This window comes from Pedobacter ginsengiterrae (genome assembly GCF_039537385.1).
Classification (GTDB): domain Bacteria; phylum Bacteroidota; class Bacteroidia; order Sphingobacteriales; family Sphingobacteriaceae; genus Pedobacter; species Pedobacter ginsengiterrae.
Window position 1 is genome coordinate 52,661 of the sequence record NZ_BAABAK010000005.1, and the last position, 16,440, is coordinate 69,100.

The 16,440-nt window shown below is 33.3% G+C and carries 15 protein-coding genes; 7 read left to right on the plus strand and 8 right to left on the minus strand.

Going from position 1 to position 16,440, the window contains the following annotated elements:
* Positions 1–60 precede the first annotated feature (60 nt).
* On the minus strand, positions 61–1,275 hold the full coding sequence (locus ABD692_RS06780) for a sterol desaturase family protein (RefSeq protein ID WP_344765951.1): 1,215 nt from the start codon (positions 1,273–1,275) through the stop codon (positions 61–63).
* 161 nt (positions 1,276–1,436) lie between these two features.
* On the opposite strand from ABD692_RS06780, the gene ABD692_RS06785 reads away from it, so the two are divergent.
* From ABD692_RS06785 to ABD692_RS06805, 5 genes are all read left to right on the plus strand, one after another.
* The gene (locus ABD692_RS06785; protein ID WP_316760628.1) at positions 1,437–2,201 is read left to right on the plus strand and encodes an ROK family protein; all 765 of its coding nucleotides are present in this window, start codon (positions 1,437–1,439) and stop codon (positions 2,199–2,201) included.
* Between the two features lie 90 nt (positions 2,202–2,291).
* Positions 2,292–3,707: an NADP-dependent phosphogluconate dehydrogenase gene (gene gndA / locus ABD692_RS06790; protein ID WP_344765952.1), complete on the plus strand. Its 1,416-nt coding sequence runs from the start codon at positions 2,292–2,294 to the stop codon at positions 3,705–3,707.
* A 33-nt stretch (positions 3,708–3,740) separates the two neighbouring features.
* Positions 3,741–5,255, plus strand: coding sequence for a glucose-6-phosphate dehydrogenase (zwf, locus tag ABD692_RS06795; protein ID WP_344765953.1), 1,515 nt, complete (start codon positions 3,741–3,743; stop codon positions 5,253–5,255).
* A gap of 106 nt (positions 5,256–5,361) precedes the next feature.
* Complete coding sequence (gene pgl, locus ABD692_RS06800; RefSeq protein ID WP_316760639.1) at positions 5,362–6,087, plus strand: 6-phosphogluconolactonase; 726 nt, start codon at positions 5,362–5,364, stop codon at positions 6,085–6,087.
* Between the two features lie 14 nt (positions 6,088–6,101).
* The gene (locus ABD692_RS06805; protein ID WP_344765954.1) at positions 6,102–6,458 is read left to right on the plus strand and encodes a DUF5655 domain-containing protein; all 357 of its coding nucleotides are present in this window, start codon (positions 6,102–6,104) and stop codon (positions 6,456–6,458) included.
* Positions 6,459–6,466: 8 nt separating this feature from the next.
* Here ABD692_RS06805 and ABD692_RS06810 read toward each other — a convergent pair whose 3' ends face one another.
* The 4 genes from ABD692_RS06810 to ABD692_RS06825 form a co-directional block, all read right to left on the minus strand.
* On the minus strand, positions 6,467–7,135 hold the full coding sequence (locus ABD692_RS06810; protein WP_316760645.1) for a hypothetical protein: 669 nt from the start codon (positions 7,133–7,135) through the stop codon (positions 6,467–6,469).
* 125 nt (positions 7,136–7,260) lie between these two features.
* A complete protein-coding gene (locus ABD692_RS06815) occupies positions 7,261–8,142 on the minus strand; it encodes a Ppx/GppA phosphatase family protein (protein ID WP_344765955.1) in 882 nt (293 codons plus the stop codon).
* A gap of 1 nt (position 8,143) precedes the next feature.
* Entirely contained in the window at positions 8,144–10,201 is a 2,058-nt protein-coding gene (gene ppk1 / locus ABD692_RS06820; RefSeq protein WP_316760649.1) for a polyphosphate kinase 1, read from the minus strand.
* Positions 10,202–10,300: 99 nt separating this feature from the next.
* Entirely contained in the window at positions 10,301–10,894 is a 594-nt protein-coding gene (locus ABD692_RS06825) for a hypothetical protein (protein ID WP_344765956.1), read from the minus strand.
* Positions 10,895–10,969: 75 nt separating this feature from the next.
* On the opposite strand from ABD692_RS06825, the gene ABD692_RS06830 reads away from it, so the two are divergent.
* Positions 10,970–11,461 carry a YajQ family cyclic di-GMP-binding protein gene (locus tag ABD692_RS06830; protein ID WP_316760656.1) on the plus strand — a complete coding sequence of 164 codons (492 nt, stop codon included), beginning with the start codon at positions 10,970–10,972 and terminating at the stop codon, positions 11,459–11,461.
* Positions 11,462–11,565: 104 nt separating this feature from the next.
* On the opposite strand, the gene ABD692_RS06835 is transcribed toward ABD692_RS06830, so the two are convergent.
* The 3 genes from ABD692_RS06835 to ABD692_RS06845 form a co-directional block, all read right to left on the minus strand.
* Positions 11,566–13,932, minus strand: a complete 2,367-nt coding sequence (locus tag ABD692_RS06835) for a TonB-dependent receptor (RefSeq protein WP_344765957.1) — start codon at positions 13,930–13,932, stop codon at positions 11,566–11,568.
* Between the two features lie 225 nt (positions 13,933–14,157).
* Positions 14,158–14,829: a ribulose-phosphate 3-epimerase gene (gene rpe, locus ABD692_RS06840; RefSeq protein WP_344765958.1), complete on the minus strand. Its 672-nt coding sequence runs from the start codon at positions 14,827–14,829 to the stop codon at positions 14,158–14,160.
* 194 nt (positions 14,830–15,023) lie between these two features.
* Entirely contained in the window at positions 15,024–15,608 is a 585-nt protein-coding gene (locus ABD692_RS06845; protein ID WP_344765959.1) for a hypothetical protein, read from the minus strand.
* A gap of 82 nt (positions 15,609–15,690) precedes the next feature.
* Between ABD692_RS06845 and ABD692_RS06850 the strand changes: the two genes are divergently transcribed.
* A complete protein-coding gene (locus ABD692_RS06850) occupies positions 15,691–16,353 on the plus strand; it encodes a toxin-antitoxin system YwqK family antitoxin (RefSeq protein WP_344765960.1) in 663 nt (220 codons plus the stop codon).
* Positions 16,354–16,440: the final 87 nt, after the last annotated feature.

Sequence of the window (16,440 nt, forward strand, 5' to 3'; positions counted from 1 at the left end):
ACACGGCAATATTATGCTAAAGTTAAATTAGTTTAGCTTTTAGATTACCTAAGTATTAATTTAGTTAGGATTGAAAACGTATTTATTATATAATTTACTTATTGCGTAAACTCTTTCTAATAGAATTAAAATTATCGCGGGGAACAAACTTAAGGCTACGTGGCCGAAAAAATTAAAAACACAAACAGACACAAGTATTAGTCTAATGTATTCTAAATAATAAATCCATTTTCTTTGTTCGAGTAATGCGCCAATATTAATTAAGGTTAATAATATAAATAGCAAAATCGATACCTGATTAATCAACTTAATTGAACTAAAGTAAAGTGTTAAAAAAGAAAGTAATGCAACTACTAAAACAAGCTGAACATTAAGATAACCTTTAAAATTTATTGGGGTAGATTTATTTTTTTTATGTTGGCTAAATCTTCGTTCTAAAATAGGTCGAATACTTTGATCCATTAAAGCGGGGCTGCCGAAAATGGCATTCCATTTTGCCTTAAACCCGTTTGCCCTTTTATAAGCCTCGCCAATTTCAAGGTAATAATGAAAATGTTGCCACAAAAAGCTATAACTTTTAATTGGATGGGTTAAACCGTATTTTGGTGCTTCTTCTTCTGTTTGAAAAGTTCCAAATAACTTATCCCAAAAAACAAAAACGTCGCCATAGTTTTTATCCAGGTATTTCTCATCAGATGCATGATGAATCCCATGTAAAGAAGGTGTAATTAAAACATTTTCGAGCCAGCTAATTTTACCAATCAATTGTGTGTGCGTAAAAAAAGAGTACGCCCCATGGGCCAGTAAAATTGTAATAATCATATTTGGATGAAAACCGACTAATGGCAAAACACACCAAAACACATTTCTAAATACGGCCTGGATAGCTGTAATTCTAGCAGCAGCTGATAAATTAAATTCCTCACTTTGGTGATGAACAATGTGAGCAGCCCATAAAAAATTAATTTCGTGTCCTAATCTATGGTACCAATACCAAACAAGATCGGTAGCTAAAAGTAAAAGCAACCACACATACCATTTATTTGGGATATCGAAAAGTGCATAACTCGTGTATATCCAATTGTAAACTTGATAAAAACTTGCTGCAATAAATAAATTCAACAACCGCTCTGCAATACCAACGCTAAAATTAGCTACCGAACTTTCGTACTTAAATACAGAACCTTTGTTCTTTTGTTGTGCCAACTTGTATTCTATATAAACAAAAAGAAAAAACGCAGGTATCGCAAAAGCCAGATAGTTTACATCATTCATAAAAACACATTTTTAGATTAACGTTGCAAACATAAATATATTCTACCAAATACATAGATTTAATAGCATTAATTATTTACATCAATATTACTACTCTTATCAATTAATATTTGTCGTTTTAAATTATTTGTAGAACTTCGGATTCTACAAACAGTACAATTATGGCGACAAAGAAACAAGCTACAAATACCAATATTTTATCTATTGATATTGGCGGAACAAGTATAAAAACAGTTCTTTTAGATGAAAGCGGAAATATGCTATCAGAATACATGAAGAGCAAAACACCCGATGGTGCAACACCAAAGGATATTGTTTCGGGAATTGTAGAGTTAGTAAAACCTATTCCTGCTACTTATGATAGAATTTCAATTGGTTTTCCAGGTTATGTAAAAAACGGAATTGTTAAAACTGCGCCAAATCTTGCTAAAAATAAATGGGCTGATGTAGATTTAGCTCAACGCATTGCTGATGCTTTGGGCAAACCTGTAAGATTAGTAAATGATGCAGATCAACAAGGCTTAGGAGTTGTTGAAGGTAAAGGCTTTGAAATTGTATTCACTGTTGGTACTGGTTTCGGTACAGCTTTGCTTTTCGATGGCGGATTACTTCCGCACCTGGAACTGGCTCATTTTCCGATTAGCAAAGAAGAAGATTATGATGATTATATTGGCAATAAAGCTTTTGAAAAAATTGGAGCAGAACGTTGGAATAAACGTTTGAAAAAGGTTATAGAAATTTATAAAACTGTTTTTAACTACGATACTTTATATATTGGTGGCGGTAATTCGAAACAAATCGATTTCAAATTGGAAGACAATATTAAAGTTGTAACCAACCGTGATGGAATTAAAGGTGGCGCAAAACTTTGGAAACTAACTGACGGAAACAACATTACAACAGTTAGTCCTAAAAAAACAGCTTAAAGCATTAGCTTTTATTACAATCATTTAACACCGTACACTAAAATATTAATTTGTAAACCCTAATTTTGGGTATATATTAAATAACAAAAAATGGCAAATAACGATTCAAAGCAATATAAATTGGGGATGATTGGTTTAGGCACAATGGGCCGAAACCTTTTATTAAACATGGCCGATAAAGGATTCTCTGTTACTGGTTACGATAAAGACCAAAAGATGATTGCTAAGCTTGAAGACGAAGGCAAGAAACATAATCTTGAGGGCTTTGACAACATTGAAAGTTTTATTAACCATCTGGCAACACCAAGGACATTAGTTTTACTTGTACCAGCTGGACCAATTGTAGATAGCGTTATTGCAGAATTAAAGCCTCTTTTAAGTAAGGGCGATATTATTATTGATAGTGGGAACTCACACTTCACAGATACTAACAGAAGAGTTGATGAATTAGAAAAAGATGGCTTGCATTTCTTTGGCATGGGTATTTCTGGTGGCGAAGAAGGTGCACGTTTCGGACCAAGTATGATGCCTGGTGGCGATAAACAAGCATATAATGTAGTAAAAGATGTATTTGATGCTATTGCGGCAAAAGTTAATAACGATCCTTGCGTAACTTATATTGGTCCAGGTGCTTCTGGTCACTTTGTTAAAATGGTACACAATGGTATCGAATATGCTATTATGGAGCTTATTGCAGAAGTTTATGGTATATTAAAAAATGGATTAGGCTATTCTAACGAAGATATTTATAAAGTATTTAAAAAGTGGAATGAAGGCAAACTCCAATCTTTCCTATTAGAGATCACAGCTGAGATTTTTCTTTTCAAAGACACAGAAACACAAAACGATCTTTTAGATATGATAAAAGACGAAGCTCGTTCTAAAGGTACAGGAAAATGGACTTCGGAAGTTTCAATGGAACTGCAATTACCTATTCCAACTATTAACGAAGCAGTTTCGAACCGCGATTTATCTAAATTCAAGCAATTAAGAGTTTCACTTGAAGAAGGTTTTGGTAAAAAAGACACCAAAATTGATGTTACAATTGAAGAATTAGAAGATGCTTTTTACTTCTCGATGATCAGTGCTTACGCACAAGGTATGCATTTATTAGTACAAGCGTCAAAAGAATATCAATACGATTTAAAATTACAGGAAATTGCTAAAATCTGGCGTGGTGGCTGTATTATCAGAGCTAAATTCCTGGAAGATATTTATCAGGCTTACGAAAAAAACAATAGCCTCGAACATTTATTTGGCGATTCAGGTATTCAAAATATTATAAAAAGCAGTTTAAAAGGAACACGTAAAACAGTTTCTGCATGTATTAGTTCAGGCTTAGGGATTCCAGCATTTGCTTCTACCCTAACCTACTTTGATACCATTACAACTGCTCGAATGCCTTCAAACTTAATTCAGGCACAAAGAGATTTCTTTGGCGCACACACTTTTGAACGTATCGACAAAGCAGGCGTTTTCCATGCCGATTGGAATAAATTATCGTAAAATAACACCGATTATTAACACGTAAAAAACAAAATGAAATCAAAAACCGCATTACACCCCACAATATTTGTAATATTTGGTGGTACTGGCGATTTAAATAAACGCAAACTTGCTCCTGCATTATACAACTTATTTATAGAAGGCTACATGCCCGAAAAATTTGCTGTAATTGGCACGGGTAGAACAGAATTTACTGATGATAGCTACAAAGCTGCTTTAGAGGATGCTGTAAATGAATTTTCTCGTACTGGAAAAGTTAAAAAAGAGAAATGGGAAGATTTTAGTAAGACAATGAATTATTGCCCTACTGATTTTGCTCAGCCTAAAACTTTTGAAAACTTAAAAGCGGCTGTAGAAAAATATCAAAAAGAATTCGGGAAAGAAACCCAGGTTATTTTCTATTTAGCCGTGGCGCCGAACTTCTTCCCTGTAATTGCAGAGTGTTTGCAAAAATATAAACTTACACAAGATGAAGATAACAGCCGTATCGTTATCGAAAAACCATTTGGTCATGATTTAGAATCAGCCAAAGAGTTAAATAAACTTTTAAGTACAATTTTTACGGAAAAACAAATTTATCGTATCGATCATTATTTAGGTAAAGAAACGGTTCAGAACATGATGGCTTTCCGTTTTGCAAACTCATTATTTGAACCTCTTTGGAACAGGGCTTATATCGACCATGTACAAATTTCGGTAACTGAGCAATTGGGCGTTCAAGATCGTGGTGGTTACTACGAAGGTGCTGGTGCGTTAAGAGATATGATTCAAAATCACTTGCTACAATTACTTTGTTTAGTGGGAATGGAAGCACCAATTAGCTTCGATGCTGATGAAATCAGAAACCGCAAGGTTGAAGTTTTAAGAGCTATGCGCCCATTTTCTGCGGAAGACATTCGTTTCCACACGGTTCGTGGTCAATATAGCAAAGGTTGGGTTGAAGGTAAGGAAGTACCAGGCTATCGCCAGGAAAAAGGTGTTGATGATCATTCAAATACTGAAACTTTTGCAGCAGTTAAATTCCATATCGATAACTGGAGATGGCAAGGAATTCCTTTCTATTTAAGAACAGGAAAACGTTTAAATCAAACTTCATCTTTAATAACCATTCAGTTTAGAGATGTTCCTCATCAAATATTTTCATCAGGTGTAACCGAAAACTGGCAACAAAATCGTTTGGTTATTAGTATTCAGCCAGAAATGAGTATTCGTATGCAGGTACAGGCGAAAAGACCAGGTTTAGATATGGTTTTAAATCCTGTTGATATGGTTTTCGATTATAAAGGAACTTACGAAGGTGATACCCCTGAAGCTTACGAGACTTTATTGCTTGATGCTATGATGGGCGACCAAACTTTATTCATGCGTGGCGATCAGGTTGAAGCAGCTTGGGAATTGGTAATGCCAATTTTAAATACTTGGGAAAGCAAAAAATCAATTAATTTCCCTAATTACCCTGCTGATAGCTGGGGACCAGAAGAAGCCGAAGCACTTATCGCAAGAGATGGTTTCCATTGGTTTAATTTGCCGTTGAAGAATAAAGAATAATATTTAACACCCACCATTGCAAAGTAGGAAGCAATCTTTTAGCGTTAGTAAAATAGCGGCTGTCGTTAGATTGCTTCTTACCTTTCAGTGATGTTATCTTATAAACATGAATCTACTTATTTATAAAACGCTCGAAGAATTAAATCAGGATTTAGCCGATTACGTTATTAAAATTGCTGAAATGGCTATTGAGGATAATGATCGCTTCAACTTTGTTTTAACTGGCGGTAATTCGCCAAAAGAGCTGTACCGAATTTTATCGACAGATTGTAAAGACAGAATTGATTGGGAAAAAGTTTATTTCTTTTTTGGCGATGAACGTAATGTTCCTGCTGATGATGAAAATTATAATGGCTTAATGGCAAAGAAAAATTTCTTTGATAATTTAAACATTGAAACAGACCATATTTTCTATATCGATACAACATTAGCACCAGAAAAAGCCGCTATAGAATACAAAAAATCTATAGATAAACATTTTGATGGAAATGATATCGTTTTCGATTTAATCTTGTTAGGAATGGGCGATGACGCTCACACGGCTTCAATTTTCCCTCATACGACATTAGTTAAAAATCAAGAAGTTGATGTAGACTCTGTTTTTGTCGAAAAATTAAATACTTATCGCATTAGCTTAACAGCTCCGTTAATTAACAAAGCCGAAAATGTAGCATTTCTTGCTTTTGGCGAAAATAAGGCTGAAGCTTTAAAACATGTTATTGGCGATGAAGAAAAAAACTTTGATACTTATCCAGCGCAGTTAATTAATCCAACTGATGGAAAATTAACCTGGTTTGTAGATGAAGCAGCAGTAAAATTGCTTGAAGAATAAGTAATATGGCTGAAATGCAATTAGCAGGCTTTTTAAAAGGAAAAACGGAATATACGCTCGAGTTATTCCGTTTTTTTATTGAAGAATTTAGTAAGATTGGCTACATTGAATTACATCCTTTAAAATCGATGATTGCGATAGAAAGTAATCATAAAATAGCTTACATTACTCAATTGGGTAAAAACTTCATTCATGTGGTATTTCCCTTTAACCAAGCTTTTAATGATAATTTTTGCTTTATTAAAATTGCACAAGTTCCTGGCACAAATCAATATAACCATCATCTTCGCATATATTTTAAGAAAGATATAAATATCGAGGTTATGAGTTTTATGGAAATGGCTATGTTAAATAATAACATAACCATCTGAGAGCCATATTATTGATTCCCTAATCTTGTTGTAAAATCAGAAATTACATTTTGATACTTTCTCAAAACTCTATCCCAGTCATGAAATTGTTCATCGGCTTTCACACTAGTTAACGGCATTCCAGAATATTCGCTTACTAATTTAACTTTATAAGTTAGAGGGTCGCTTTTAGAAAGTTTAATAATTAATCTTGTACGAATCGTATTCTGAGCAAAGCTTTGAATCGACCACGCTGTACGAAGGTAAGAGGTTTCTTTGTCAGCAACTTCTATTGCATCAAAATAATCGGTTACAATTTGATTCGTACGTTTCCAAACATCAGTAATGTCTAATTTTTTATTTACCTCTATCGAAAAATCAATATTCGCTTGATCTGTTTTAATTGATGCTTCTTCAGCATCATCTTTTTTCATATCAAAGAATTGTTTTTTAGGAGGTTCAGTCATTCCCTTTTTATTGCAATAAGTTTGCTCGTATCTTAAAAAGCCTGCTTTCTGAATTTTAACATTTACACAAGAATTTTTAGGAACTTTAATTTTCAAACTACCTGTACCAAGGCTTTGACCATCAACAATAATTTTTGCATCAGACTCCGATGCGGAAACTTCTACAGTTTGGGCTTTCACTGAGAGCGCACACAGCACTCCTATTGAGAACATAATTAATTTAGCTTTCATAATTTTTAGTTAACGGGTTTATCGTTGGCTAAAATACTTTAATGAACAGGCCAAAAAAATACCTAGTGTTAGGTATTTTTTTGGCCTGTGTAGAAAGACTAAAAAATATTTTTTATTAATGAAATTTAACTTAATTTTTCCTCTATTAGCAATTTAATAATACCATCGGCCATGCCAACTTTTGGTACATAAATTTGTTTAATTCCCGTCCATTTCATTAGTGTTAAATAAATTTCTGAAGCAGGAATAATTACGTCAGCTCGATCTGGATTTAGACCCAAAACATGAATACGTTCTTTAAGCGAATAACTGGTTAACTTGTTATATAAAGAATTTAATTTCTGTAAAGACATTGGTGCGCCATCCTTTTCATCCGCCATTCTAAAAAGTTTGTTAATGTTACCACCAGTTCCAATCCCTGCAAGTTGTTTATAAGCTTTTGTATGCTCCTTTACCCAGCTTTTCATTTCTTCCCAGGTTTCTTCCTTATCCTGGTTATCAAGTATCCTAATTGTACCAATATTAAATGACTTTGAAGCAATAGGCGCACCCTTAAAAAAAACACTCAACTCCGTACTACCTCCACCTACATCAATATATAAGTAAGTTTTACTTTGATCTAAATCCTGTTCAATGTGGTTTGCATAAATAATATTTGCCTCACGTTGACCTTCAATAATTTCGAGTCTTAGATCCGTTTCTTCTTTTATCAACTTCACAATATTCTCTCCGTTTTTAGCCTCACGCATGGCAGATGTTGCACAAGCCAAATATTCGGTTACGTGGTACACGTCCATTAAGTTTTTAAATGCGAGCATCGTTTTAACCAAATCTCCTGCCTTTTTTGGAGATATATTTTGATCTAAAAATGCATCATCGCCCAAACGCAAGGGCACTCGGATTAAAGTATTCTTCTTGTATTTGTATAAACCATCTTGTTTGCTGATATCTGCAATAAGCAATCTTACTGCATTCGAACCGATATCGATAGCTGCGTATCTTAACATATTATTGGTGCTTGTTTTTTAAGTAGTTGTAAATATCTACTTGCGCCCTTGTTTTTTTGGTTAATCTGTTTTTATGGTATTTATTATTATTCAAAGCATTAATTTGTCTTGCCTTGGTGTTATCCTGTAATTGTAAATCGATAATATCCTGAATCTCTTGTTTTACATCAGGATCTAAAACCGGGAAACCAACTTCTACCCTATGCTCAAAATTTCGGCTCATTAAATCTGCCGATGATAAATACATGTCGTTTTTTCCGTTATTACTAAAGATGTAAATTCGGGCGTGCTCTAAAAATTTATCAATTATGCTAATTGCTGTAATATTTTCACTAAAGCCTTTAACGCCAGGCACCAAACAGCATATACCTCTTATAATAAGTTGTATTTTTACGCCAGCGTTACTTGCTTCATACAGTTTGGCAATAATACCTTCATCAGCTAAACTATTCACTTTAAGTAATATGTAAGCTATTTTACCAGCCTTTGCATTTCTAATTTCGCGATTAATAAAATTAACCAGTTTAGATCTGCTTTCTAACGGAGAAACAATAAGATGTTTAAATCCTTTTGTTACCGTTCGTTTACTTAATGCGTCAAAAAGTTTAACCAAATCATTCGTAATCTCTTTTTTTGCCGTAAAAATACTGTGATCGCAGTATAAGCCTGCCGTTTTCTCGTTAAAGTTACCCGTTGCTAAATTTGCATAATAAACAGGTTTATCTTTTTCGATTCGCTTTACAAGGCAAATTTTAGAGTGAACTTTGTAATCGGTTAAACCATAGTTTACCTTTACGCCTTCCTCCATTAATTTACTAGTCCAGAATATATTGGCTTGCTCATCAAATCTTGCCTTAAGCTCTAATAAAACCGATACATTTTTACCATTTTTAGCCGCATTTATCAAAGCGTTTATAACCTTCGAATTTTCTGCCAATCGGTATAAAGTAATTTGAATATCTGTAACTTTTGGATCTATCGCTGCCTCACGTAAGAAAAGAATGATATAATCGTACGATTGATAAGGTAAATTAACCAGGTAATCTTTCTGTGCAATTTTCGCAAACACACTTTGTGTTCTATGTAAATCATGAACCTTTAGCGGTACATTTGGCGCATATTCTAACTCCTTTCCGCCAACGTTAGGAAAAGATATAAAATCTCCAAATTTGTGGTATCGGTTACCAGGAATTAAACTTTCTGCTTCTAGCTTTAACTTATTTACTAAAACAGTAAGCATATTTAAAGGCATTGCCGAATCATAAAGTAAACGCATTGGCTTACCTTTTTTACGTTTTTCCAGACTACTTTTTAAATCTTCTATAAATTTTTCGTTTATATTTTTGTCAATATCAAGCTCTGCATCACGAGTTAACTGAATAGAATAAGCCTCTAAATTATCATAGGTAAAAACATAAAAAATGTCATCAAGACAGTAGCGAATAATATCTTCTGCAAGAATGATAAATTTTAAATCGTTCGTTTCAGGAAGAACAAGGAAACGAGGTAAATTTGGCGGCATCTCAATCAAAGCATATTTTTCTTTAACTTTTGTATCCTTACGGGATAACTTAACAAAAAAGTAAAGAAATCTATCTTTAAGTTCTGGAAATGGCTTATCCATATCCAACATGATTGGCACCAGGTTAGATAAAATTTTATCTCTAAAATGATTTTTAACAAACTCACCCCTGCTTACATTCAGCTGGGTATCATTTAAAATAAATATTCTATTTTGAGCAAGTTCATTGATTAGTGTAGCTTGAAAAAGCTGATCGAATTTACGCTCTTGTTTTACAACAATGTTTTTAATCTCATTGAGTATCTTTTTCGGATTAAAACCTAAAAGCGCTTTTGCTTTTTCATTCAGATTCGTCAATCTGGTCATAGTGGCAACGCGAACCCGATAAAACTCCTCCAGATTTGAGGAGAAAATTGATAGAAATTTTATTCGTTCAATCAGTGGAACAGATTCGTCAGCTGCCTCTTGTAGTACACGTTCGTTAAAATATAACCAGCTAATTTCTCGATTAAAAAAGGGTAACTTCTTCTTGCTCATTTAAAAAAATAAAAATCCCTGCAAAAACAGGGATGTTCAAAACTGCAAATTATTTTGTTAAGTAGATGTTAATTCACACCCATATTAATGTTAACAAAATTATTTTTTAGGAGTAGTTTTGGTAGCCTTAGTTACTGTTTTTTTTACGGCAGTTACAGCTTTAGTTGCAGTAGCTTTAACTGGTGCTTTTTTAACTGTAGTGGTTGCTGGTTTTTTAGGAGCAACATTACTTTCAACTGCCTTTTTCACTGCTGGAATAGCTTTTTTTACTTCTTCTACAACTTTAGTTACAGGTTTTGATATCGCTTTTTCAGCCTTTTCTTCCGAAGCAATTGCGGCAACTTTAACACTTTGAACAACAGGCTTAGCTTTTGCAACTGCTTTTTTAACCACTTTTTCTGCTTTTGTAGTTGCTTTGGCCACAGGTTTTTTATCCTCTTTTTTTACTGATTTTGACGAATGCAAAATGTCATCGATTTTTTGACCTACATCAGCTTTAATAACAGTAAACTTTTTAGCCAGTTTTTTGGCAACACGTTTACTCGCCTTCGCAACTTCGGTACTTATTTCTGATGCATCATGACCTAAACTTGTGATAACTTCTAAAAACTTATCAGAAATAGATTGTTCTAATTGCTTTTTAGCTTCTTTTTTAGTTGTCTTTTTTTGAGTCTTCGTCTTAGTGGTTTTCATAAAATTTTTCGTTTTTTTGTAGTATCAGTAATAATCTATTAAATCTACTTATTTTTTTACTTTAAAGCTAAAACTATGCCTTCTTTTGATATTGTAAGTAAAGTTGATTCGCAAACGCTTGATAATGCGATTAACAATGCTAAAAAAGAAATTTTAAACCGTTTCGATTTTAACGGTTCTAAAAGCACCATCGATTTGGATAAAAAAACAAATGTTGTAACTATCGTAACTGAAGATGATATGCGTTTAGCAGCAATTGAAGGGTCTATAATTTCTAGAATGATGAAACAAAATTTAGATCCAAAAAGTTTGGATTTTGGCGATGAGCATCAAGCATCAGGCAATATGATTCGCAAAGAAATTTCTATAAAAGAAGGTTTGGATAAAGAAGCCGCTAAAAAAGTAGTTGCAAAAATTAAAGCCAGCGGTTTAAAAGTTCAGCCATCTATTATGGATGACCAGGTTCGTGTAACTGCTAAGAAAATTGATGATTTACAAGCGGTAATTAATCTTTGTCGCAATGAGGATTTTGGCCAACCTTTGCAGTATATTAATATGCGCAATTAATCAATTTTGTAAATAATTTTATTGGAGTTCTTAAAAAGTCCTTCAATGAAATTGTTTGATTATTAAAAGTCTATAATTGATTTAATTGCTTAAATATTATTCTGTCAATTCTTTAATTTCACTATCAATTTCAAATTAAACTGTCTCCCCGTTAAATAATTTGGAATCGCATATTGCACATTATCAACGTCTTTAAGCCACAAATAAGAAACGGTATTATCGATATTTAACATATTAAACACTTCGAAAAATAGAATAACAGAGTTAAAGTTTCTGTCTAAAAATTTAGGTTTATGCAAAGCGGCATCGTCTAAAAAATCTTTAGAAAAACCAATATCTACTCGTTTGTACGATGGAACAGAGAACTTATCTAAATACCTTGGCGTTTGAGATGGCCCTATTGGTAAACGTGATCCATACAGCATATTTAAATGCACTTTGTAAGTGGGGCTATTCAACAATCTATCCTGAAAAAAAATAGAAAAATTAAGCCTTTGGTCGGTCGGGCGCTTTAAATAACCAGGATAAATTATTTCGCCATTTTGAACATAACTATCGCCAATAATATCTTCATTAGCATGCATTACCGACATTCTGAAATAGGAAACTAAATCCTTTACAAATTCACCACCAATACTAAAATCAGCTCCATAAGCATAACCTTTAGATACTTCATTTGCTAAATATTTAATTCTGAGGTTATCTATTTTATAAGGAATTAACCGATCTGAATATTTAAAATAAGCCTCAGAAGTAAATTTTAACCTGGTTCCAAAAGCATCGAAAGCATAATCGTAACCAACTGAAGTGTTGTAAGAACTTTGCGCTTTCTGATTAATATTTAATTTTCCTGTAAAATCGCGAATGGTTCTATACGATGGCGGTTGCTTGTAAACACCTGCAGTAAACCTCAAAATTTTATTATTAGAATTTGGTCTGTAGGCTATTAACATCCGCGGACTAATTAGCAATTGCTTGCTTAAAGAACTATAAGTTGCACGGGCACCGAGCTGAAGTTCTGCATAATTTGAGAGCGAGTAACTATCTTGAATATAAGCACTATAGTTTTTTATATCTATATAATTATCCACATTAATTACATTTTGAAGTACAATGTTTTTTCCGCTATTCGGCAAAATAAATCCTGCCGAATCCGTATAATTATATTCATTTAAACGGTCGTCATACTTAGATTTATCAAACTTTAATCCCCAAGAAAAAACATGATTGTTAAAGTTTTGATCTACTTTAACCTCAGTAGCAAAAATCTGCGTATTTAAGCTATTTCTGCCATAATTATAGTAGCTACCGATCCCTCTATTTTTTGTTATCGGGCCAAAATTTTCTAATGGAAAACTATTATCAACTTCATCAAAAATATAACGGCCGTCAATATCAAACCGCTCTCTTTCAATCGTGTTAAAATAGCTATTAATAAATTTAATTACTAGGTTCGGTTTTGGTGCATAAGTTGCAGTTATAGCGGTCCCAAATGTTTGGTAATCATCAATTTCTTGGCCTGTATAATCTACATTTAATCGTAAAGTAGTATTAAGGGTTCCAAATTGTGTTTCGCGATTAGTAGGCACTAGTTTAAACTGCCCCAAATTTAAGTTTCCTAAAAAGCTAACATTAAATTTTGGAGAAATATCATATTGATATAATACCTGCACATCACCAAAATTTGGACTATAACTGCCCTTTTCGTCCTGCTTTATTAAAACATTAGCATTATTTTTATAGCGCAAGCCAGCAAGCAAAAAGCTATGTTTAAAAATCTGTTTCGTGGTTAACGAAGTATTTAAAAGACTTGTGCTTAATATGGTTTGATTACTATCAGGTTTATCATAACGTATATCTAAAACTGACGAAAGTTTATCTCCATATTTTGCTTCAAAACCTCCTGCCGAAAACTTTGCTTTACTAACCAATTCCGCATTTATAAAACTTAACCCCTCCTGTTGTCCGTTACGGATTAAAACTGGTCTGTTGATTTCTATATCGTTGATGTATATTAAGTTTTCATCAAAATTACCTCCACGAACGCTGTATTGTGCACTCAACTCGTTATTGGTAGATACGCCTGGCAATGTTTTGAGCATGGTTTCGAAATTTCCAGAAACCAATGGCATAGATGCCACATCGGCTATATTAATGGTGGTGGTATTACTCAGCTGATTTTGTTTATCAGTAATATCTACCTGTTCTAACTCATTAATATTGGCAACTAAACTTATTTGTTGTGTTATTCTTGCTCCAGAATGTTCGTTAAATTTTAAAATTTTTGGCTGATAACCAAGCAAGGTGTACTTTATACTAAAGGTTTTGGATTTTGAATAAATCGTATAAACACCAAACTCATCGGTTACAGTAGATTGCGCCTGACCTAATACAATCACGGTAACTTGCGATAACGGCAACTTTTCTTGGTTGTAAACTATTCCTGAAATCCTAACTAATGGTTGAGCCACAGCAAAACTGCAACTAGCAATTAAAAGGAAAAGGATTAGGATTAGCCGAAATTTGAGCATTGGTTAGCGTAAGGATTATATTTTTTTTCACAGATGCATACAAATTTTTCAGGGAAATATGGAGTAATATGTTTTTAGCTTCCGTGATTTCTGTATTTTCGCGGCTAATTATTTACTCCCAATATTTCAATGAGTTTACTCTTTTATATCCCGAAAAATTCGAGATTAAATGCTAATACTTGTGGTTACTAAATTTTTCATTTCGATAATGGTTTGGCTTGGGTTATCCGTCGCAAATATTGCACTTCCAGCAACGAAAGCATTAGCACCTGCCGAAACTAATTTAGTAATATTTAGCAAACTTACGCCACCATCAACTTGAATAATTAAATCTTCATTAACGCCTTGAATCAAGCGTTTTAAATCCTGAATTTTTTTATAGGTGTTATGAATAAATGCTTGTCCGCCAAAGCCAGGATTTACCGACATAATCAACACCAAATCTAAATCTTCAATTACATCTTGTAATAATGTAACTGGAGTATGAGGATTCAATGCAACACCCGCTTTACAACCAGAAGCTTTAATTAATTGAATAGTTCTATGTAAATGCGTACAGGCTTCGTAATGAACTGTAATCCGATCTGCTCCTGCTTTAGCAAATTCTGGAATAAACTTATCGGGGTCAACAATCATCAAATGAACATCCAAAGATTTGGTAGCATGTTTTTTAACCGCCGCCATTACAGGGAAACCAAAAGAAATATTTGGGACAAAAACTCCATCCATCACATCAACATGAAACCAATCTGCCTCACTCTGATTAATCATTTCGATATCGCGTTGTAAATTGCCAAAATCGGCAGCAAGTATGGATGGGGCAATAATGTATTTCATTTATTTTATTTTGTCGTCATTGCGAGGTACGAAGCAATCTTAATATACTGCTAAAGAGTAAAAAGGATTGCTTGGTACCTCACAATAACGAATTGGTTAAAAATTATCCGTAACAATGCAAGTTACAAAATCATTGTTAAACTAAATAGATTCAAACAAAAAACCCTTCCAGTAAAACTGAAAGGGTTTAACAATTATTTTTTCAATTTAATTTCAATTGCTTGTCCATCTCGAGCAATCTCTACAAATTCCTCTATCCTGTCGGTGTAATTGTTTGTATAGTTTTGATACTCATAATAATCAGTTCTGCCCCCATAATTATTGTAACCACTACTACGATAAACTGGTGTAGTACCTGACTTTGAATAGCTGGCAAAAGACTGTATAAAATATTTACCAGGTTTCATTTTAACAAACTTAAATCGACCATAATCATCAGTTTGCACTGTAATACGATATTTAAAAGCTTGTTCTGACATGTAAACACTCGTTTTCTTGTTCTCTTCATTTTTTCTTAACCGATACCAATCACTGAAATAGGTAGTTACTGGAAATAAGGTTACCACCACATTTTTGGCGTAAATTTTTTCAGGGCCCCACTTACCTGGTACTTTTGCGTACGCCAAGCCCTCTATACTTGATGTACCCAATCCAAGCATATTTATAGCCTGTAAGGAATCAAATGGAACTTGCGGGTAATAAGCGGCCTTTTGAGCATTTGCATTAAAAAAAAATAATGTAATGATTAGAGATAAAATAATGATTTGAAGTTTTTTCATAATTTAGATGTCGAATTTATTTATTAAAATTGTATTTATAATATTACATAAATAAACTATTTTGTGATAAAAACCAATAAACATGATAAAATATTTAACCATAATCGCCCTCGTTTTTGTTTCTAGTCTAGCCCTTGCACAAAAGGAAAAGCCATGCGGCGTGAAAGATGGATTGCAAGAGGGAACTTGTAAAGAATTTTTCTCGAATGGAAAACTGAAGTCTGTAGCAAACTTTAAAAAAGAAAAAAGAGAAGGAATATGTACTGAGTATTTTGAAAATGGTCAAGTAAAAGTTAGTGTTAACTATACAAAAGATAAAAGAAACGGACCGTGCAAATATTTTCATGATAATGGACAAGTAGATTCTGAAGAAAGTTATGTATATCGTGATTTTGCAGAAGTGAAGGAAGGTGTTTTCAGAAAATTCTTTCCCAGTGGAAAGCAAAAAGAGAATTACAAGTATATTGATGGTAAATTAGACGGTGATTACATCGCATATTATGAAAATGGCAACCTTAAAGAAACTAGAAAAACTTACATTAAAGATTTAATACAAGGCGAATTGAAACTTTATTACGAAACAGGAAAAATAAAAATGGAGGAGCAATACAAAGATGACTTGCGTAATGGCCAGTCAATTAGCTATCATCCAAATGGTGCGATAAATTGTACAGTTTTATTTGTAAATGGTAAAGAGGGAGTGAAAATTTGTAAAGATGATAAAGGAAAGATTATTGGCAAATAGGCCAACAAAAAACCCTTCCAGTAAAACTGAAAGGGTTAATTTCGGTTAGTGGAGACACCACCAACTGATAGAACTTTATAAGTTCCC

Bases quoted from the DNA above. Each gene is read 5' to 3' on its own strand.
- ABD692_RS06830 (WP_316760656.1), top strand. From the start codon at position 10,970: ATGCCTTCTTTTGATATTGTAAGTAAAGTTGATTCGCAAACGCTTGAT.
- ABD692_RS06785 (WP_316760628.1), top strand. From the start codon at position 1,437: ATGGCGACAAAGAAACAAGCTACAAATACCAATATTTTATCTATTGAT.
- zwf (WP_344765953.1), top strand. From the start codon at position 3,741: ATGAAATCAAAAACCGCATTACACCCCACAATATTTGTAATATTTGGT.
- gndA (WP_344765952.1), top strand. From the start codon at position 2,292: ATGGCAAATAACGATTCAAAGCAATATAAATTGGGGATGATTGGTTTA.
- ABD692_RS06805 (WP_344765954.1), top strand. From the start codon at position 6,102: ATGCAATTAGCAGGCTTTTTAAAAGGAAAAACGGAATATACGCTCGAG.
- ppk1 (WP_316760649.1), bottom strand. From the start codon at position 10,201: ATGAGCAAGAAGAAGTTACCCTTTTTTAATCGAGAAATTAGCTGGTTA.
- rpe (WP_344765958.1), bottom strand. From the start codon at position 14,829: ATGAAATACATTATTGCCCCATCCATACTTGCTGCCGATTTTGGCAAT.
- ABD692_RS06815 (WP_344765955.1), bottom strand. From the start codon at position 8,142: ATGTTAAGATACGCAGCTATCGATATCGGTTCGAATGCAGTAAGATTG.
- ABD692_RS06825 (WP_344765956.1), bottom strand. From the start codon at position 10,894: ATGAAAACCACTAAGACGAAGACTCAAAAAAAGACAACTAAAAAAGAA.
- ABD692_RS06810 (WP_316760645.1), bottom strand. From the start codon at position 7,135: ATGAAAGCTAAATTAATTATGTTCTCAATAGGAGTGCTGTGTGCGCTC.
- pgl (WP_316760639.1), top strand. From the start codon at position 5,362: ATGAATCTACTTATTTATAAAACGCTCGAAGAATTAAATCAGGATTTA.
- ABD692_RS06780 (WP_344765951.1), bottom strand. From the start codon at position 1,275: ATGAATGATGTAAACTATCTGGCTTTTGCGATACCTGCGTTTTTTCTT.
- ABD692_RS06850 (WP_344765960.1), top strand. From the start codon at position 15,691: ATGATAAAATATTTAACCATAATCGCCCTCGTTTTTGTTTCTAGTCTA.
- ABD692_RS06845 (WP_344765959.1), bottom strand. From the start codon at position 15,608: ATGAAAAAACTTCAAATCATTATTTTATCTCTAATCATTACATTATTT.